This is a genomic window from Streptomyces sp. NPDC002232, assembly GCF_042890295.1.
Lineage (GTDB): Bacteria > Actinomycetota > Actinomycetes > Streptomycetales > Streptomycetaceae > Streptomyces.
Genome location: NZ_JBIARV010000001.1, coordinates 185,528 through 204,275, shown reverse-complemented (window position 1 = coordinate 204,275; position 18,748 = coordinate 185,528). Strand labels below are relative to the sequence as shown.

Sequence of the window (18,748 nt, the reverse complement as noted above, 5' to 3'; positions counted from 1 at the left end):
ACCGCGCCCACCCGTTTTCCGCACGGCCTCCCACGGGCGATAATCGAACGTGGGGCCGCGGCATACGGGCATGCCCGGACGCCGCCTCGTCAGGGACAGCCGTCCCCGACAGCGACGTACGGGCGCGGTCCTCTCCACACAACCGGTGAAGGACACGCACTCATGACGACGCCCACGATCGAGCTCAAGCCCTCCTCCAGCCCGCTGTCCGCCGCGGAGCGCGAGGCGATCCTGGCCAACCCGGGATTCGGCCGCCACTTCACCGACCACATGGTCACCATCCGGTGGACCGAGGGCCGCGGCTGGCACGACGCCCAGCTCGTGCCGTACGGTCCGCTCTCCCTGGACCCGGCCACGAACGTCCTGCACTACGCGCAGGAGATCTTCGAGGGCCTGAAGGCCTACCGCCGCCCCGACGGCTCGGTCGCCACGTTCCGCCCCGACGCCAACGCGCGCCGCTTCCAGGCCTCCGCCCACCGGCTCGGCATGCCCGAGCTGCCGGTCGAGACCTTCGTCGAGGCCTGTGACGTCCTGGTCCGGCACGACGAGGCCTGGGTCCCGGCGCACGGCGGCGAGGACTCGCTCTACCTGCGTCCGTTCATGATCGCCACCGAGGTCGGCCTGGGCGTCCGCCCGGCCAACGAGTACCTCTTCGTCGTCATCGCCTCGCCGGCCGGCCCGTACTTCCCCGGCGGCGTGAAGCCGGTCTCCATCTGGGCGTCCGAGGACCGCGTCCGCGCCGTCCCCGGCGGCGTGGGCGACGCCAAGACCGGCGGCAACTACGCGGCCTCCCTGCTGGCGCAGGCCGAGGCGGCGGAGAAGGGCTGCGACCAGGTCTGCTACCTCGACGCGGTCGAGCACAAGTGGGTCGAGGAACTCGGCGGCATGAACCTGTACTTCGTGTACGGGAACAAGATCGTCACGCCGACCCTCACCGGCTCCCTGCTCGCCGGCATCACCCGCGACTCGCTCCTCAAGGTCGCGAAGGACCTCGGCTACGAGTCGGAGGAGGCGCGCGTCTCCATCGACCAGTGGCAGGCCGACACCGAGAACGGCACCCTCACCGAGGTCTTCGCCTGCGGCACCGCCGCCGTCATCACCCCGGTCGGCACGGTCAAGTCCGCCCGGGGCGAGTGGCGGCAGTCGGGCGGCGAGCCCGGCGAGGTCACGATGAAGCTGCGCGAGGCGCTGCTCGCGATCCAGACCGGCCGGTCCGAGGACGTCCACGGCTGGATGCACGAGCTGGGCGCGTAACTACTCCGCCGGCGTCAGGGCGTCCGGGGCCGTCGTCACGGTCTCGGGCGCCCTGTTCGGCGTCAGGACGGCGTACAGCGCGCCGCCCACGATCCCCGAGAGCACGAAGCTGCAGTCGATCCCGCCCGTGAGGCTCAGCAGCGGCCCCTCGTACAGCGGTGTCGACACCGCCGCCAGGCCGACGGCCGCGCCGACCGCCCAGGAGAAGGTGGCGCGCGGGTGCCAGCCCGCGGAGAACCAGTAGATCCCGCCGCGCGAGCGGTTGTTGAAGACCTGGAGTGCCTCCGGGTCGTACCGTCCGCCGCAGCGCGCGTGCCCGATGAGGGTGATCACCGCCCACGGGGTGCCGATCGCGGTCAGCAGCAGGACGAACGAGGTCATCGCCGTCTGGGCGTCCGAGGCGAAGTGGCCGACGAAGACGAAGGCCGTCGCCACCGCGGCGACGACGAGGGTGGCACGCGCGCGCGTGGCCTTCGGCAGGATCGCGTCGAGGTCCAGGCCCATCGAGTACAGCATCAGCCCGGCGTTGCCGACGGAGCCGGCCGTGGCAGCGATCAGCAGCGGTACGAGGTACCAGGCGGGCGACGCGTCGACGAGCGGTCCCGCGTACTCCAGGCCGCCCCGGGCCGCCAGCGCGGTGAACGTGCCGAAGAGCTGCGGCACGAGCAGGCCCACGGTCAGGCCCAGGACGGTGGCCCGCCAGACGGTCCGCGCGCTGTACCGCGCGGGGGAGACGTACCGGGTGTAGTCGCCGAGCAGGGTGATGAAGGCGACCGGCCCGCTGAGGCCCGCCGCGACGGCCGCGAGCAGCCAGGTCGGCCAGAAGGACCCGAGCAGGTACGGGGTGTCCGGCACCGCCGCCGTGGTGAAGTCCCCGGCGTAGGCGGCCAGACCGACGGCGAGCAGCACCGTCATGACGACCGCGAGCGCCTTGCTCAGCCGGAGCAGCAGCCGGTAGCCGTACACCGCGCCCACCACGGTGCAGGCGGCCAGGACCGCGTAGACGGCGGCGTGCGCGGCGCCCCCGGTCGGTAGGCCGATCAGACGGGCGAGCGCGCCCACCATCACGTCGCCGCCGATCCAGAGGGTGAGCGCGGTGTAGCCGAGCGAGAGCAGCAGCCCGACCACCGAGCCGACGAGCCGGCCCCGGACGCCGAAGAAGGCGCCGGAGGAGGTGGAGAGGTTGGTCGCGGTGCGGAGCGACACCAGCGCGAGCGGGGCGGTGACCGCGACGCCGACCAGGGTGCCGGTGACGACGGAGGTCACCGAGGCCCAGAAACCGAGCCCGAAGGACACCGGGAGCCAGCCGAAGACGATCACCCCCAGACAGAGGTTGGAGCCGAGCAGGATCGACATCAGATCGCGGGGGCCGCTGGTGCGTTCGGCCTCGGGAATGGTGTCGACGCCGCGCTGTTCGATGGGCATGAAGCCTCCCTGCGGGGGCGGACGGAAATATTTAGAGCGCCGCTCAATGTGACCTACACCTGTCGATGACGTCAATGCTTGGAAGAACACGTCACAACATTTAGAGTGTCACTCAAATGTGTCGGAGGTGAGGGAGGTGGGTGGGTGGTGCGAAGTCCCGCACGACCTGGACGCCCCCGGGACCCGTTCCTCCGGCGCGCAGGGGATGGGAAGGGCCGGCGAGACCGTACGCCGGGCCTTCGCCATGACCGGAAGGGCGAGGGCCGTGCAGCCGTCGCCCCCGGATCCGGCGGCCGCACGGGCCTCGTCCCGCCCGACGGCTCACCGATCAGCTCAGGGGCGGCCGAGTCCGTCTCCCTCCACCGCCGCTACTGCCACTAGGACCAGACTCATGACCTTCCGCATGCCCGCCGAATGGATGCCGCACGAGCGCACCTGGATGGCCTGGCCCAGCCCCAACCCCACCTTCACCAATGAGGAGGAGCTCGCCGAGGCCCGTGCCGCCTGGGCGTCGGTGGCCCGCGCCGTCCGCCGCTTCGAGCCGGTCACGATGGTCGTCGCGCCCGGTGACTCGGAGTCGGCCGCCGCGCTCCTCGGCCCGGACGTCGACCTGGTCGAGCGCGAGCTGGACGACGCCTGGATGCGGGACATCGGCCCGACCTTCGTCACGAACGGCACCGAGCTCGCCGCCGTGGACTGGGTCTTCAACGGCTGGGGCGCCCAGGACTGGGCCCGCTGGGAGCACGACTCCAAGATCGCCCGCCATGTCGCGGACGTGGCGGACGTCCCCGTGCACACCTCCCCCCTGGTGAACGAGGGCGGCGCGATCCACGTCGACGGCGAGGGCACGGTGCTGCTGACCGACACCGTCCAGCTCGGCGCCGGCCGCAACCCCGACTGGACCCGCGAGCAGGTCGAGAACGAGATCCACGCCAAGCTCGGCACCACGAAGGCGATCTGGCTCCCGAACGGCCTCAGCGGCGACTACGGCGTCTACGGCACCCAGGGCCACGTCGACATCGTCGCCGCCTTCGCCCGCCCCGGCACCGTCCTCGTCCACAGCCAGCAGGACCCGGCGCACCCCGACTACGAGCGCTCCAAGATGTACGTGAACATCCTGCGCGGCCAGACCGACGCCCAGGGCCGCCCCCTGGAGGTCGTCGAGGTCCCCGCCCCGACCGTCCTCAAGGACGAGGAGGGCGACTGGGTCGACTACTCGTACATCAACCACTACCTGTGCAACGGCGGCGTCGTCCTCTGCGCCTTCGACGACCCGCACGACGAGCTCGCCGCGGAGATCTTCCGCCGCCTCTTCCCGGAGCGCGAGGTCGTCCTGGTCGACGCCCGTCCGATCTTCGCGGGCGGCGGCGGCATCCACTGCATCACGCAGCAGCAGCCGAAGGTCTGAACCGGCCGGCGACGGCCGCACGCTCCGCGCGGGCGTGCGGCCGCGCCGCACACCGGGACCGGACGATCGGGTAGAACGTACGAGTGAGTCAGAGCAGCAGCCCCCTCCCCTCAGCCCACCCGCGCCGGCGCAACCAGGCCGCCCCGCCGCGGGAGGACGTGCTCGCCGCCGCCATGGACACCATCGCCGAGCGCGGCCTCGACGGGCTCACCATGGCCGGCCTCGGGCGGCAGGTGGGGATGAGCAGCGGGCACCTCCTCTACTACTTCCGCACCAAGGACGAACTGCTGCTGCGGACCCTGGAGTGGAGCGAGGGGCGCCTCGGGGCCGAGCGCAGCGCCCTGCTGTCCCGGCCGGGCACCGCCCGCGAGCGGCTCGCCGGGTACGTCGACGTGTACGTGCCCGACGGCCCGCGCGACCCGCACTGGACCCTCTGGCTGGAGGTCTGGAACCGGTCCCAGAACGCCGACGACGACGCCCGCGCCCGGCAGGCCGCCATCGAGGGCGCCTGGCACCGGGACCTGGTCGCGATCCTCGCCGAGGGCGTCTCGCGGGGCGAGTTCCGCCCGGTCGACCCGGACCGCCTCGCCACCCGGATGCGGGCCCTGCTCGACGGCTTCAGCGTGCACGTCGCCGTCGGCATCCCCGGCACGGGACGCGAGCAAGTCCTTGACCACGTAAGGGACTTCATCGCCGAAACGCTGATCCCGAGACCGTAAGGCACGCAAGTACTCCCGATCGTTGCCCCCGCCGCCTTGTGGCCCCCGCGGCGGCTGCGGCACGGTTCCTGCCCATGGGACGAGAGCACTGGAAGAAGATCTGGGTCGGCTCCGCGGGCAACATGGTCGAGTGGTTCGACTGGTTCGTGTACGCGAGCTTCGCCACCTACTTCGCGGGGGCCTTCTTCCCCGAGGGCGACGACACGGCCAAGCTCATGAACACCGCCGGCATCTTCGCCGTCGGCTTCTTCATGCGCCCCGTCGGCGGCTGGCTCCTCGGCCGGGTCGGCGACCGGAAGGGCCGCAAGGCGGCGCTCACCCTCACCGTGACCCTGATGTCCGCCTCCGCCGTGCTGATCGCCGTCGCGCCGACGTACGCCGTCGCCGGGTACGGCGGCGCCGCCGTCCTCCTCCTCGCCCGGCTCCTCCAGGGCCTCTCCGTCGGCGGCGAGTACGCGGCCAGCGCCACCTACCTCACCGAGGCCTCCGCGCCGGAGCACCGCGGCTTCGCCTCCAGCTTCCAGTACGTGTCGATGACCGCGGGCCAGATCCTCGGCCTCGCCCTGCTCCTCCTCCTCCAGCACACCCTCTCCGACCAGGCCCTGCACGCCTGGGGCTGGCGCGTCCCGTTCGTCGTCGGCGCCCTCGGCGCGGCCGTCGTCTTCTACCTGCGCCGCACCATGCTGGAGACCGAGGTGTACGAGGAGACCGCCGGCTCCGGGGTCGCGCAGGGGCAGCAGGGCACCCTCAAGGCCCTGTGGGCGCACAAGCGGGAGGCCTTCCTCGTCGTCGCGCTCACCATGGGCGGGACCGTGGCGTACTACACGTACACCACCTATCTCACCAAGTACCTGTCCAACTCCGCCGGACTGCCCAAGCGGACCGCCACCCTGGTCTCGCTCTGCGCCCTGGTCGTCTTCGCCTGTCTCCAGCCGCTCGCCGGACGGCTCTCCGACCGGATCGGCCGCCGCCCGCTCCTCATCGGCTTCGCGGTCGGCTCCACCCTCCTCACCGTCCCGATCCTGACGATGCTCCGGCACGCCGGCTCCTTCTGGCCCGCCCTCGGCCTCTCGCTCCTCGCGCTCGTCGTCGTCACGGGCTACACCTCCATCAACGCCTGCGTGAAGGCCGAGCTCTTCCCCACCGGCATCCGCGCCCTCGGCGTCGCCCTGCCGTACGCGATCGCCAACGCCCTCTTCGGCGGCACCGCCGAGTACGTGGCGCTCTGGTTCAAGGACGCCGGGTTCGAATCGGGCTTCTCCTGGTACGTGGCCGGCTGCGCGGCCGTCTCCCTGGTCGTCTACCTCACGATGCGGGAGACCCGCGACATCGACCTGGGCCGGGTCGGCGCCGCGCCCACCGGACGGGACCGAGATCGACTGCCCGTATCGTGAGACCGGCGTCCCGCTGGAACGCGAGCTGTGTCAGACTTCCGGCGTGCTTGCTACCACGATGATTATCGGCAGCGGCGCGCCGGTCCGCAGTGGCCACTGATCCGCGGCACGACCCCCGCGGCAGTGGACACCGTGCCCCAGACCCGCGCGCAGACCTCTCGCACCCGCGAGGGGTTTTTTCGTTTTCCGGCCCCACCCTCGCCGGAAGCGGACGACGCGTGAGAATGGGGGCAAGTGGATCCATACCTTCCGGAGCCACATCCGACAGGAGCCATCACAGCCATGACCACGGAGAACGCCGAGGGATCGCGCCTCGACGACAGCTTCCATGTCTTCGACACGACACTGCGCGACGGGGCGCAGCGTGAAGGCATCAACCTCACCGTCGCGGACAAGCTGACCATCGCCCGGCACCTCGACGAGTTCGGCGTGGGCTTCATCGAGGGCGGCTGGCCCGGCGCCAACCCGCGCGACACCGAGTTCTTCGCCCGCGCCCGGCAGGAGATCGCGTTCAAGAACGCGCAGCTCGTCGCCTTCGGCGCCACCCGCCGGGCCGGCGGCAAGGCCGCCGAGGACCCGCAGGTCAAGGCGCTCCTCGACTCCGGCGCTCCGGTGATCACCCTCGTCGCCAAGTCGCACGACCGGCACGTCGAGCTCGCCCTGCGCACCACGCTCGACGAGAACCTGGAGATGGTCCGCGACACCGTCACGCACCTGACCTCCCAGGGCCGCCGGGTCTTCGTCGACTGCGAGCACTTCTTCGACGGCTACAAGGCGAACCCCGACTACGCCAAGGCCGTCGTCCGCGCCGCGCACGAGGCCGGCGCCGACGTCGTCATCCTCTGCGACACCAACGGCGGGATGCTCCCCGCCCAGGTCCAGGCCGTCGTCGCCACCGTCATCGCCGACACCGGCGCCCGCCTCGGCATCCACGCCCAGGACGACACCGGCTGCGCCGTCGCCAACACCCTCGCCGCCGTGGACGCCGGCGCCACCCACGTCCAGTGCACCGCCAACGGCTACGGGGAGCGGGTCGGCAACGCCAACCTCTTCCCGGTCGTCGCGGCCCTGGAGCTCAAGTACGACAAGCGGGTCCTCCCCGAGGGCGCCCTCGCCGAGATGACCCGGATCTCGCACGCCATCGCCGAGGTCGTCAACCTCACCCCCTCCACCCACCAGCCGTACGTCGGCGTCTCCGCCTTCGCCCACAAGGCCGGACTGCACGCCTCCGCGATCAAGGTGGACCCCGACCTCTACCAGCACATCGACCCCGAGCGGGTCGGCAACACCATGCGGATGCTGGTCTCCGACATGGCCGGCCGCGCCTCCATCGAGCTCAAGGGCAAGGAGCTCGGCGTCGACCTCGGCGGCGACCGCGCCCTCGTCGCCCGCGTCGTCGAGCGGGTCAAGGAGCGCGAGCTCCAGGGCTACACGTACGAGGCCGCCGACGCCTCCTTCGAGCTGCTGCTCCGCGAGGAGGCCGAGGGCCGGGCCCGCCGCTACTTCCGTACGGAGTCCTGGCGCGCGATCGTCGAGGACCGGCCCGACGGCACCCACGCCAACGAGGCGACCGTGAAGCTCTGGGCCAAGGGCGAGCGGATCGTCGCCACCGCCGAGGGCAACGGCCCGGTCAACGCCCTCGACCGGGCGATGCGCGTGGGGCTGGAGCGGATCTACCCGAACCTCGCCAAGTTCGAGCTGGTCGACTACAAGGTCCGCATCCTGGAGGGCCGCCACGGCACCGAGTCCACGACCCGGGTCCTGGTCACCACCAGCGACGGCAACGGCGAGTGGTCCACCGTCGGCGTCGGCGAGAACGTCATCGCCGCGTCCTGGCAGGCCCTGGAGGACGCCTTCACCTACGGCCTCCTGAGGGCCGGCGTCGACCCCGCGGAATAGTCCAGCTATATCCCCCTTGGTCCCGTTCGGGTAGCGTCGAACCATGAGGACCAGGGCGATGTCCGTGTGGTCGGCCCTCGCCGGGCTGACGCTGCTGCCGCTCCTGGCCCTGGCGCCCTCCGCGGGCGCCCGGGCCACGGGCGTGCCCGACGCGGCCGCCGCCCTGAGACAGGGCCCGGTGTACGTGGACCCCGGCGCCGCCGGCCAGCTCTCCACGGCCGACGCGAAGGCCCTCGCGCAGAAGATCAAGGACGCGGACAAGCCGCTCTTCGTGGCGGTGCTCCCCGCGAACGCGCAGTTCCCGCCCAAGGGCCTCATCGACAACCTGCGCGCCCAGACCGGCGTCGCGGGCCTGTACGCGGTGCGCCTCGGCGACCGCTTCGACGCGGGCGTCGACCCGTCCGTGATGTCCCCGGCCGCCGTCGACAACCTCGTCACCTCCGTCCGCGCGCCCGGCGTCGGCGCCACCACCGAGCTGAACGACTTCGTCGACCAGGCCCTGCCCGCGATGCGCGGCCACGCCCCCTCCTCCTGGGGTGCCACCGGCAAGGACTCCGGGGTGCCCGTCGCCGGGCTCGTCACCCTCGGTGCGGTCGTCGTCGCGGGCGGCGCGGGCGCCTATGCCGTCGTCCGCCGCAACCGGCTCCGCAAGGAGGCCGAGGAGCGCGCCGCGCTCGACCGGCTCCGGGTCGTCGTCGACGAGGACATCACCGCCTTCGGCGAGGAACTCGAACGCCTCGACTTCCACCCCGCCGAGCGCGGTGCCGACGACGCCATGCGCGGTGACTACGAGCGCGCCCTCGACTCCTACGACCGGGCCAAGTCCCTCATGGGCGCGGTCAGCAGGCCCCACGAGGTCCGCGGGGTCACCGAGGCCCTGGAGGACGGCCGCTTCTCCCTCGCCGTCCTGGCCGCCCGCCGCGAGTCCCGGCCGCTCCCCGAGCGCCGCCCCCCGTGCTTCTTCGACCCGCGCCACGGCCCCGCCGCCGACGACCGGACCTGGACCCCGTCCGGCGGCGCGCCCCGGCAGGTCCCGGTCTGCGCGGCCGACGCGGCCCGCCTCGACGACGGCCTCGACCCGGCCGTCCGCACCGTCGACACCGACACCGGCCGCCGCCCCTACTGGGAGGCCGGCCCCGCCTACGGCCCCTGGGCCGGCGGCTACTTCGGCGGTGGCATGCTCCCCGGCCTCCTCGTGGGCACCATGCTCGGCTCCATGCTCGCCACCCCGGCGTACGCCGGGGAGTACGGCGGCGGCGACTTCTCCGGCGGCGACTTCAGCGCCGGTGACTTCGGCACGAGCGACTTCGGCGGCGGCGACTTCGGGGGCGGCGGCGACTTCGGCGGGGGTGGCGGGTTCGACGGGGGTGGCGGGTTCTAGGAATCGCACCTCGGCGAGCGTCAGACCAGCGGCTTCACCGACATCAGCAGGTGCCGGTGGGTCGGGTCCGGGGCGTCGGTGAGGAGGGCGCGCTGGCCGGGGCCCAGGAGGTGGAAGCGGACCTCGGGGGAGGCCAGTGAGCCCAGGGCGTCCAGGAGGTAGCCGGGGTTGAAGGCGACCGTCAGGGACTCCGCGCCCGTGAGGCCGGCGGGCAGGTGCTGGGAGGCCACGTCGTCCTCGTACCCCGCGCGCAGGTGCAGGCCGGTGGGGGAGAAGGTCAGCTGGACCGGGCTGTCGCCCTCCGCGACGACCGCGACCCGCTTGACGGCCTCGGCCAGCGGGGCCCGTGCGGTGACCGCGAGGGCGTGCTCGCCCAGGGCGAAGAGCTTGTCGTGGCGGGGCAGCCGGCCGTCGAGCAGCCGGGTGGTGGTGCGGGTGGCCGCGCTCTCGAAGCCGAGGGAGCCGGAGTCGAGGGCGAGGCGGGCCGGGCCCGTGCCGGCGAGCGAGCGGGCGATCTCGGTGAGCCGGCGGGCCGGGACGACGACGTCGGCGCCCTCCGCCGGGGCGTCGGCCTCCGGCTTCCACGGCAGGGTGCGGACCGCGTACCGGTAGCGGTCGGTGGCGGCCAGGGTCAGGGTGGCGCCGTCCAGGGCCAGCCGTATCCCGGTCAGGACGGGCAGCGCGTCGTCCCGTCCGGCGGCCACGGCGACCTGGCCCACCGCCGTCGCGAACGCGTCCCCGTCCACCAGTCCCCGCACCTCGGGCAGCGCGGGCGCGGTCGGGTAGTCGTCGATCGGCAGCAGGGAGAGACCGAAGCGGGCGTCGCCCGACGTCACCGAGAGACGGGCGCCCTCGACGACGAGCTCGGTGACGCCCCCCGGCAGCACCTTGCAGATGTCGAGCAGGCGCCGGCCGAGGACCAGCACCCGGCCCTCGACGGCGGTGTCGGCCTCGACCTCGACGCGGGCCGAGGCCTCGTGGTCGAGGCCCGAGACCCGCAGCCGGCCCGGGGCCGCGTCCAGGAGCAGACCGCCGAGGACGGGCATCGGGGAGCGGGCCGGGAGCACGCGCGCGGCCCAGGCCACGGCGTCGGTCAACACGGCGCTGTCGATACGGAATTCCATGCCGACGACGCTAGCGGCCGCCACTGACAGGGCCGTTCACCAGCGGGTTCGGGCCCCTCCGGACGCCCGCACGTTGGCCGTCCACACTCCGGCCGCCTGCACCTCGGGCAGCCGCCCGGACCCCTGGCCGTCCTGGAGATGCCGAGCGCCCGCCGCCCGCAGGCACCCCGTCCGCCCCGTACCCCGGCATCCCGGCAGACGCCGAGCGCCCGCCTTCCGCTGGTGCGGAGGGCGGGCGCGCTCGTGTGTCCGGGGGGCCGGAACGGGTCAGGCGGCGTTCTTGATCGCGGAGATGTCGAAGTTCAGCTTGACCTTGTCGCTGACCATGACGCCGCCCGTCTCCAGGGCCGCGTTCCAGGTCAGGCCCCAGGCGGAGCGCAGGATCTCGGCGGAGCCCTCGAAGCCGACGCGCTCGTTGCCGTAGACGTCCGTCGCGGCGCCGTTGAACTCCAGGTCGATGGCGAGCGGCTTGGTGACGTCCTTGATCGTCAGGTCGCCGTTGATCCGGTACTTGTCGCCGCCCAGCTGCTCCGCGCCGGTCGAGCGGAAGGTCATCAGGGGGAACTGCTCGGCGTCGAAGAAGTCACCGCTGCGCAGGTGGCCGTCGCGGTCGCCGATGCCGGTGTCGACGGACGCGATCCTGACGTCGATCGAGGCGGAGGAGGCGGCCGGGTTCGAGCCGTCGAGCTTCAGCGCGCCCTCGTGCTCGGCGAAGGTGCCGCGGACGTTGGTGACCATCGCGTGACGGACGGTGAAGCCGATGCTGCTGTGGGCCGGGTCGATGGTGTAGTCGCCGGTCAGGGCGGCCAGGGCCGGGTCGACCGGGAGGGTGGCGACGGCGGTGGCGGACTCGGTGTTCTTGCGGCCGAAGAGACCCATGACATGCTCCTTGTCGGTGTTTGTTGAACCTTCAACGAGAACGACTGTAACCCCATTCCGTTCAACATTCAACATCTACGGAATCCGTTCATCCGATCGGCGCCACACCGACACCGACGCCCTCTGGCGGACGCGCGTAGAACTGCGGCACCATCTCCCTGCGCGACGAGCACCACCTGCACACCGTCCCCACCCGTCACGGTCACCAGCAGGAGGCAACCCCCGTGAAGCTCCGCTCCGTCCTCACCGCAGTCGCCCTCGTCTCGGGCGCCCTCTTCGCCCCCGGATTCGGCGCCCTCTCCGGCGCCACCGACGCCCAGGCCGTCTCCAAGATCAGCCACGCCACCGCGACCTCGATGTTCCGCTCCTCCGGGATCACCTGGTCGTCCTCCGGCGGCTGCTCCGACCGCTCCAACTCCACCTGCACGTCCTTCGACCAGCTCAACCTCGCCACCGCGCAGGGGGCCCAGACCCTCAAGAGCGCCAGCGGCTGCGCCCTCAACATCACCGGCGGCACCGAGACCGGCCACGCGAGCGGCACGTACTCGCACTGGAACGGCTACAAGCTCGACTTCGCCAAGGCCACCTGCCTCACCAACTACGTGAAGAACACGTTCGCTTACATCGGCGTGCGCGGCGACGGAGCCCCGCAGTGGAAGTCCGGCGCGGGCAACGTCTACGCCGACGAGGGCAACCACTGGGACGTGACCTTCTACAACTGCGGCGGCTGCTGACCCGCACCGCGCCCCGAGAACCCCCCCTCGGCGGTCCACTTGGACTATCCGAAGGGGGTTCTTGGACTGGAGGGGCCCGCCCGGCGCGATCTCGTTGACGGTGCCGCCGGGGCGCGGCTGACTGGTCCGCATGTCCTTCCCCCTCTCCCCAAGACTGCGTGCGGCCTGCGCGCTCGCGGCCGCCTCGGCCACGGTGTCCGCGCTGTCCGGGCCCGCCCTCGCCGCCCCCGAACCGCCCGCCGCGGCGGCCGCCACGGCCCCCGGCGCCACGGCCAACGGCCCCGTCATCGGCTCGGGCCGGCTCTCCGTCGCCGTGGCCGAGGACTTCCCCCGCGTCCTGTCGTACACCGACCGCGCGAGCGGAGCCCGCCTCCTCGGCAGTACGGCCCCGGTCACCCAGGTCGTGCTCAACGGCACCGCCCACGCCGTCCGGACCCTCGCCGCCCCCGTGCTGACCGCCCGCTCCGCCGCGTACACCCTCGTCTTCCCCGACCTGCCCGGCGTCGAGATCGACGCCCGGCTGAGCGTCGACGACCGGACCACCACCTTCCGGGTGACCGCCGTCCGCGACACCGAGGCCTTCCGCGTCGGCACCCTCGACATACCCGGCCACGACCTGGTCTCCGTCGGCTCGTCGGACACCGGCGCCGCGACCGCCTTCACCCGGCTCGACCCGGACTCCACCCGCACCGCCGACGTCTTCGGCCGGGTCACCGACACCACCGCCGCCGAGGCCGCCCCGGTCGGCGCGAGCTACGCGATCGTCAACACCGGGCGGCTCGCCGCCGCCGTCGAGTCCAACTCCAGCTACGACAAGCCCTCCGGCGCCTCCGCCCGCGACGGCGCCCGCTTCTGGCACCAGGCCCGCAGGAACGGCGCGGAGACCCGCGTCGGCGTCTGGTCCGGCCAGTGGACCTACCGCGGCGAAGGGGCCCCGAAGCCCGAGAGCGGCGACGACCTGCCCTGGGCCAAGGTCGTCGTCACCCCCGACGCCAACGCCGACGGCGCCACCGACTGGCAGGACGGCGCCGTCGCCTTCCGCACCATCGGGATCAAGGCCCCCGGCAGCGAGCGGACGCCCGACCGGGTCGTCGCCCACATCCCGTTCAACTTCGCCTCCCAGGCCACCCATCCCTTCCTGCGCACCCTGGACGACGTCAAGAGGATCTCGCTCGCCACCGACGGGCTGGGCCAGTTCGCCCTGCTCAAGGGGTACGGCTCCGAGGGCCACGACTCCGCCCACCCCGACTACGGCGGCAACTACAACAAGCGGGCCGGCGGCCTCGCCGACCTCAACACCCTGCTCCGCGAGGGCCGGAAGTGGGGCGCCGGCTTCGGCGTCCACGTGAACGCCACCGAGGCGTACCCCGAGGCGAAGAACTTCAGCGAGACCCTCGTCGACCCGGCCAAGCCCGGCTGGAACTGGCTCAACCAGAGCTACTACGTCGACCAGCGCAGGGACGTGAACAGCGGCGACCTCGCCCGCCGCTTCCAGCAGCTCCGCGACGAGACCGACCCCAACCTGTCGACGCTCTACATCGACGTCTACTACACGCACGGCTGGATCGCCGACAAGACGATGCAGGCCGTCCGGGCACAGGGCTGGAACGTCGCCACCGAGTGGTCCGAGAAGTTCGAGCGGTCCTCCCTCTGGTCCCACTGGGCCAACGACCTCGACTACGGCGGCGCCACCAACAAGGGCCTCAACTCGCAGATCGTCCGCTTCATCCGCAACGGCGAGAAGGACGTCTGGAACGACCACCCGGTCCTCGGCCAGACCGCCCTGGTCGACTTCGAGGGCTGGACCGGCGAGACCGACTGGAACGCCTTCACCGCCAACATCTGGCAGCGGAACCTGCCCGCCAAGTACCTCCAGCGGCAGAGGATCACCCGCTGGAACGGCGACGACATCACCTTCACCGGCGGCGTCCGCGGCACCGTCGAGAACGGCCGCCGCACCTTCTACGAGAACGGCCGCAAGGTCCTCGACGGCGAGAGCTACCTGCTCCCCTGGGACGGCGGGAAGAAGCTCTACCACTACAACAGGTCCGGCGGGACGACCAGCTGGGCCGTGCCCGGCGGCACGCGCGCGTACACCGTGTACCGGCTGACCGACAACGGCCGGGTGAGGACCGCGACCGTGCGGCCCTCCGGCGGACGGATCACCCTCGACGCCGAAGCCGGACAGCCCTACGTCCTCTTCCCCGACCGGGCGCCCGACCGGCCCGACCCCCGCTGGGGCCAGGGCACTCCGGTGAAGGACCCCGGCTTCAACGACGCGCGGCTCGGCGCCTGGACCAAGGCCGGCACCGTCGCCCGTGACACCGACGGCCGGGGCCGCAACAGCGCGAAGCTCGGCGGCACCGCCCCCGCCTCGGTCCGGCAGCGGATCACCGGACTCACCCCCGGCGCGCGGTACACCGCCTCCGCGCTCGTCGAGGTCGAGCCCGGCAGGACCCGCCCGACCACCCTCTCGGCGGGCGACGCCTCCGTCACCGTCGAGCGCTCCTCCCTGGAGGACCGGGTCGCCGCCTCCGACTGGAACGGCACCCGCTTCCAGCGCGCCAAGGTCACCTTCACCGCACCCCGCGGCGGCACCGTGCCGCTGCGGATCGAGGCCGCGGGCGGCAGCCCGGCGACCGTCCGGATCGACGACGTGCGGATCGTCGCGAACGCCCCCGCGACGAAGCCCGGGACGGTCGTGCACGAGGACTTCGAGGCCGTCGACCAGGGCTGGGGCCCCTTCCTCAAGGGCGACGCCGGCGGCACCACCGACCCGCGCACCCACATCGCCCAGCTGCACGCCCCGTTCACCCAGGCCGGCTGGAACGGAAAGGCGATCGACGACGTCATCGGCGGCGCCGAGACCCTCAAGTCGCACGACGAGAACAGCGGACTCGTCTACCGGACCGCGCCCTGGACCGTCCCGATGAAGGACGGCCACGACTACCGCGTGGAGTACGACTACCAGTCCAGCCACGCGGACGCGTACGAGTGGGTCACCGGCTACGACCGGGTGACCGGCACCGGGGCGGCCGTCGAGACCCGCCGCACCCCGATCGGACGGCAGCGCACCACCGGGCACTTCGCCGAGACCGTCACCGCCGGCTGCGGCGACACCTGGACCGGCCTGCGCAAGCGCGCCGACGCCCCCGAGGGCGCCGACTTCGTCCTCGACGGCTTCACCGTCACCGACCTCGGCCCGTCCGCCGAGCGCGCCGCCTGCGGCACGCTCACCGTCACCGCCCCCGAGACGCTGGAGCCCGGCCGCCCGAACCGGGTCACGGCCACCTTCGGCAACGACGACGCCGCCGACGCCACCGGCGCGCGGGCCGTCCTCGCGCTCCCCGAGGGCTGGACCGCCGAACCCGCCGCACCCGTCGTCCTCGGGACGGTCGCACCCGGCACCCGGGCCACCGCCACCTGGCAGGTGACGCCGCCGGCCGACGCGGCCTACCGGTCGTACCCGCTGGGCGCCACCGTCACGTACGGCGTCGGGGGAGGGGAGCGGAAGCTCACCGCCGCCACCTCCGTCCGCACCCTCCCGCCGCCGCCCACCGCCGACAGCTGGATCAGCGACCTCGACTGGACCTCGGCCGAGAACGGCTGGGGCCCCGTGGAGCGCGACCTCTCGAACGGCGAGACCGGCACCGGGGACGGCTCCCCGCTGCGGATCGGCGGAGTGACCCACGCCAAGGGCCTGGGCACCCACGCCCCTGCCTCGGTCCGCTACCACCTCGGCGGCCGGTGCGCCTCGCTCACCGCCGAGGTCGGCGTGGACGACCTCCAGACCAGCCGGGGCAGCGTCCGGTTCACCGTCCTCGCGGACGGCACGGAGAAGGTGAAGTCCCCGGTCCTCAAGGCCGCCGACCCCGCCTGGTCGCTCACCGCCGACGTCACCGGCGCCGACTACGTGGACCTGGTGGTCGACGACGGCGGCGACGGGAACGGCAACGACCACGCGGACTGGGGCAGCGCCCGCCTCCACTGCGGCGGCTGACGGGGGTCACCGACAGCAAGCGCTTGCCGTGCTCATTGATTGCGTCGGAAACGGGGTGTTACACCGGGCGCCGACCGGTCTCCACCACTTCCCCCGGGAGGCTCCCGTGTCCCTGTCCCCCTGGTCCCGCCGCACCTTCCTGAGCACGACGGCCGCCGCCGCGGCGGCCCTCGCCCTCGCCCCCGAGGCCCACGCGGCCGACGCGGCCGACGAGTTCGAGACGCTGCGGCTCCGCTGGCTCGACCTCCAGCTCGGCTCCGGCTTCGACGCCGGGGCCGAGCCCTACGCCGGCCGGCTGGCCGAGACGGGCACGCTCGCGCGCGCCTTCCGCGCGAGCATGGCCGCCACCACCGGCTCGCTCTGGCCCGACGCCCCCTTCGACCCGCCCGCCGGCATCACCCAGAGCTACAGCCGTCTGTGGACCATGACCCAGGCGTACGCGCAGCCCGGCACCGGCCTCACCGGCGACGAGGGCCTGCTCGCCGACGTACTGCGCGGCCTCGACCACCTCTCCGCCACGGTCTACCGCGCGGGCGCCCCGCGCTACGGCAACTGGTGGGAGTGGCAGATCGGCAGCCCCCGCCTCCTCATGGACGTCGTGGCCGCCCTCCGCCCCCGCCTCGGCCCCGAGCGCGTCGCCGCCGCCTGCGCGGCCGTCGACCACTTCGTGCCCGACTCGGTCCTCACGGACTACTCCGGCACCTCCACCGGCGCCAACCGCGTCGACCTCTGCCGCTCGGTCGCCCTGCGCGGGATCCTCGGCGCGGCCCCCGCCAAGATCGCCCTCGCCCGGGACGCCCTCTCGCCCGTCTTCCCGTACGTCTCCCGGGGCGACGGCCTCTACGCCGACGGCTCCTTCGTCCAGCACACCTGGGTCGCCTACTCCGGCACCTACGGCCAGGTCATGCTGGACGGCCTCGGCCGGCTCTTCTCCCTGCTCGCCGGCTCCACCTGGGCCGTGACCGACCCGAACCGGCAGATCGTCCTCGACAGCGTCGAGAAGGCCTACGCGCCCCTCGTCTACGACGGCCTCATGATGGACAGCGTCAACGGGCGCGCCCTCAGCCGCGGCTACCTCAAGAACGACGACCGCCGGATCATGCGCTCCGACCACTTCCACGGCCAAGGCGTCATCGCCGCCATCGCCCTCCTCGCCGGCGGGGCGTCCGCCGCCGAGCGGGACCGGTGGCACGCGCGCGTGAAGGGCTGGATCGAGCGCGACACCGTCTCCCCGGTCCTCGCCGCGCGCCAGTTCGGCGTCGCCGACCTCGCCCGGCTCCACGCCGTCGCCGCCGCCCCCGTCCCCGCCGCCCCCGAACCCACCGGACACCGGCTCTTCGCCGCCATGGACCGGGCCGTCCACCGCCGCCCCGGCTGGGCCGCGAACATCGCGATGGCCTCGGACCGGATCGCGTACTACGAGTGCGGCAACGGCGAGAACCCGCGCGGCTGGCACACCGGCGCCGGCATGCTCTCCTGGTGGACCCCGGACCTCGGGGACCAGTACACCGACTGGTTCTGGCCGACCGTCGACCCGTACCGCCTCCCCGGCACCACCGTCTCCACCCGGCGCCTCGCCGACCGGGCCGGCGGCGAGTGGGGCGCGGCCCGGCCGGCCGTCCGCTGGGTCGGCGGCTCCACCGACGGCGAGTACGCGGCCGTCGGCCAGCACCTCAAGGGCCTCGGCTCCACCTTGGAGGCCCGCCTCTCCTGGTTCTGCGCCGCCGACGCCGTCGTCTGCCTCGGCGCGGGGATCACCGCGAGCGACGGCGTGCCCGTGGAGACCGTCGTCGACAACCGGCTCCTGGGGGAGTCCGGCACCCAGGCCTTCCGCACCGGCGCGCGCTGGGCGCACCTGGAGGGGCACGGCGGCTGGGTCTTCCCGCGGGGGACGGGGAACCTGCGCACCCTGCGCGAGGACCGCACCGGCGCCTGGAGCGACATCAACACCACCAGCTCCACCGAGCGGCGCACCCGCCGCTACCAGACCCTCTGGCTGGACCACGGCACCGACCCGGTGGGCGCCTCGTACGCCTACCTGCTGATGCCGGGCGCCTCCCGGCGCGCGCTCGCCGCCCGGGCCGCCGACCCGGGCTGGCTGCACGTTCTCGACAACACCGCCGAGCGGCAGGCGATCGCCGTCCCGTCCCTCGGGCTGACCGCCGCGAACCTCTGGCGGGCCGGTACGGTGGGACCCCTCACGGTCACCGCGCCGGCGAGCGTCCTGCTCCGCCGCCGCCGGTCCGTCCTCGACCTGAGGGTCTCCGAGCCGCTCCGCACGGGGCAGCCGCTGGAGCTGGTGTGGAACCGTCCCGTCCGCCGGGTGGTCCGCCACGACCCCTCGGTGGAGGTCCTCGCCACCGGGTCCGCGCTGCGGCTGCGCGTCACCCCGGGTACCGGCGGCGCGACGCACGGTTGCGAGGTCCTGGTGTAGGTCACTGTGGGCACCCTACAAACACAAGGGGTGTCTGGCTGTTGACTCGGGCTGGACGGGGCAGGGTTCTGTCCAGCCCCACCAGGATTCGACACGC

General features: G+C 73.0%; 12 protein-coding genes. 9 read left to right on the top strand and 3 right to left on the bottom strand.

The genetic code is table 11. The annotated features are described in order from the left end of the window. The first annotated feature begins 162 nt into the window (after positions 1–162). On the top strand, positions 163–1,254 hold the full coding sequence (locus ACFYXU_RS00910) for a branched-chain amino acid aminotransferase (protein ID WP_329850327.1): 1,092 nt from the start codon (positions 163–165) through the stop codon (positions 1,252–1,254). Here ACFYXU_RS00910 and ACFYXU_RS00905 read toward each other — a convergent pair whose 3' ends face one another. Next, complete coding sequence (locus ACFYXU_RS00905; RefSeq protein ID WP_329850326.1) at positions 1,255–2,679, bottom strand: cytosine permease; 1,425 nt, start codon at positions 2,677–2,679, stop codon at positions 1,255–1,257. 391 nt (positions 2,680–3,070) lie between these two features. Between ACFYXU_RS00905 and ACFYXU_RS00900 the strand changes: the two genes are divergently transcribed. From ACFYXU_RS00900 to ACFYXU_RS00880, 5 genes are all read left to right on the top strand, one after another. After that, entirely contained in the window at positions 3,071–4,087 is a 1,017-nt protein-coding gene (locus tag ACFYXU_RS00900; RefSeq protein ID WP_376515027.1) for an agmatine/peptidylarginine deiminase, read from the top strand. Between the two features lie 173 nt (positions 4,088–4,260). Further along, a complete protein-coding gene (locus tag ACFYXU_RS00895) occupies positions 4,261–4,806 on the top strand; it encodes a TetR/AcrR family transcriptional regulator (RefSeq protein WP_329850436.1) in 546 nt (181 codons plus the stop codon). A gap of 74 nt (positions 4,807–4,880) precedes the next feature. Further along, positions 4,881–6,200 (top strand): MFS transporter, encoded by a 1,320-nt coding sequence (locus ACFYXU_RS00890; protein WP_376515029.1) that lies wholly within the window; start codon positions 4,881–4,883, stop codon positions 6,198–6,200. A gap of 282 nt (positions 6,201–6,482) precedes the next feature. Further along, positions 6,483–8,099, top strand: a complete 1,617-nt coding sequence (gene cimA / locus ACFYXU_RS00885; RefSeq protein WP_389456104.1) for a citramalate synthase — start codon at positions 6,483–6,485, stop codon at positions 8,097–8,099. 43 nt (positions 8,100–8,142) lie between these two features. Continuing rightward, the gene (locus ACFYXU_RS00880) at positions 8,143–9,480 is read left to right on the top strand and encodes a hypothetical protein (protein ID WP_389456102.1); all 1,338 of its coding nucleotides are present in this window, start codon (positions 8,143–8,145) and stop codon (positions 9,478–9,480) included. A gap of 20 nt (positions 9,481–9,500) precedes the next feature. Here the strand turns inward: ACFYXU_RS00880 and dnaN are convergent, their stop codons facing one another. Both dnaN and ACFYXU_RS00870 read right to left on the bottom strand, forming a co-directional pair. Next, entirely contained in the window at positions 9,501–10,604 is a 1,104-nt protein-coding gene (gene dnaN, locus ACFYXU_RS00875) for a DNA polymerase III subunit beta (protein ID WP_389456100.1), read from the bottom strand. 267 nt (positions 10,605–10,871) lie between these two features. After that, on the bottom strand, positions 10,872–11,483 hold the full coding sequence (locus ACFYXU_RS00870; protein ID WP_389456098.1) for a YceI family protein: 612 nt from the start codon (positions 11,481–11,483) through the stop codon (positions 10,872–10,874). Positions 11,484–11,707: 224 nt separating this feature from the next. Between ACFYXU_RS00870 and ACFYXU_RS00865 the strand changes: the two genes are divergently transcribed. From ACFYXU_RS00865 to ACFYXU_RS00855, 3 genes are all read left to right on the top strand, one after another. Next, positions 11,708–12,217: a hypothetical protein gene (locus tag ACFYXU_RS00865; RefSeq protein WP_389408113.1), complete on the top strand. Its 510-nt coding sequence runs from the start codon at positions 11,708–11,710 to the stop codon at positions 12,215–12,217. A gap of 130 nt (positions 12,218–12,347) precedes the next feature. Continuing rightward, entirely contained in the window at positions 12,348–16,217 is a 3,870-nt protein-coding gene (locus ACFYXU_RS00860; protein ID WP_389456096.1) for an endo-alpha-N-acetylgalactosaminidase family protein, read from the top strand. A 112-nt stretch (positions 16,218–16,329) separates the two neighbouring features. Next, entirely contained in the window at positions 16,330–18,651 is a 2,322-nt protein-coding gene (locus ACFYXU_RS00855; RefSeq protein ID WP_389456722.1) for a polysaccharide lyase 8 family protein, read from the top strand. Positions 18,652–18,748 lie beyond the last annotated feature (97 nt).

Bases quoted from the DNA above. Each gene is read 5' to 3' on its own strand.
- ACFYXU_RS00870 (WP_389456098.1), bottom strand. From the start codon at position 11,483: ATGGGTCTCTTCGGCCGCAAGAACACCGAGTCCGCCACCGCCGTCGCC.
- ACFYXU_RS00890 (WP_376515029.1), top strand. From the start codon at position 4,881: ATGGGACGAGAGCACTGGAAGAAGATCTGGGTCGGCTCCGCGGGCAAC.
- ACFYXU_RS00900 (WP_376515027.1), top strand. From the start codon at position 3,071: ATGACCTTCCGCATGCCCGCCGAATGGATGCCGCACGAGCGCACCTGG.
- ACFYXU_RS00905 (WP_329850326.1), bottom strand. From the start codon at position 2,679: ATGCCCATCGAACAGCGCGGCGTCGACACCATTCCCGAGGCCGAACGC.
- dnaN (WP_389456100.1), bottom strand. From the start codon at position 10,604: ATGGAATTCCGTATCGACAGCGCCGTGTTGACCGACGCCGTGGCCTGG.
- ACFYXU_RS00860 (WP_389456096.1), top strand. From the start codon at position 12,348: ATGTCCTTCCCCCTCTCCCCAAGACTGCGTGCGGCCTGCGCGCTCGCG.
- ACFYXU_RS00895 (WP_329850436.1), top strand. From the start codon at position 4,261: ATGGACACCATCGCCGAGCGCGGCCTCGACGGGCTCACCATGGCCGGC.
- cimA (WP_389456104.1), top strand. From the start codon at position 6,483: ATGACCACGGAGAACGCCGAGGGATCGCGCCTCGACGACAGCTTCCAT.
- ACFYXU_RS00880 (WP_389456102.1), top strand. From the start codon at position 8,143: ATGAGGACCAGGGCGATGTCCGTGTGGTCGGCCCTCGCCGGGCTGACG.
- ACFYXU_RS00910 (WP_329850327.1), top strand. From the start codon at position 163: ATGACGACGCCCACGATCGAGCTCAAGCCCTCCTCCAGCCCGCTGTCC.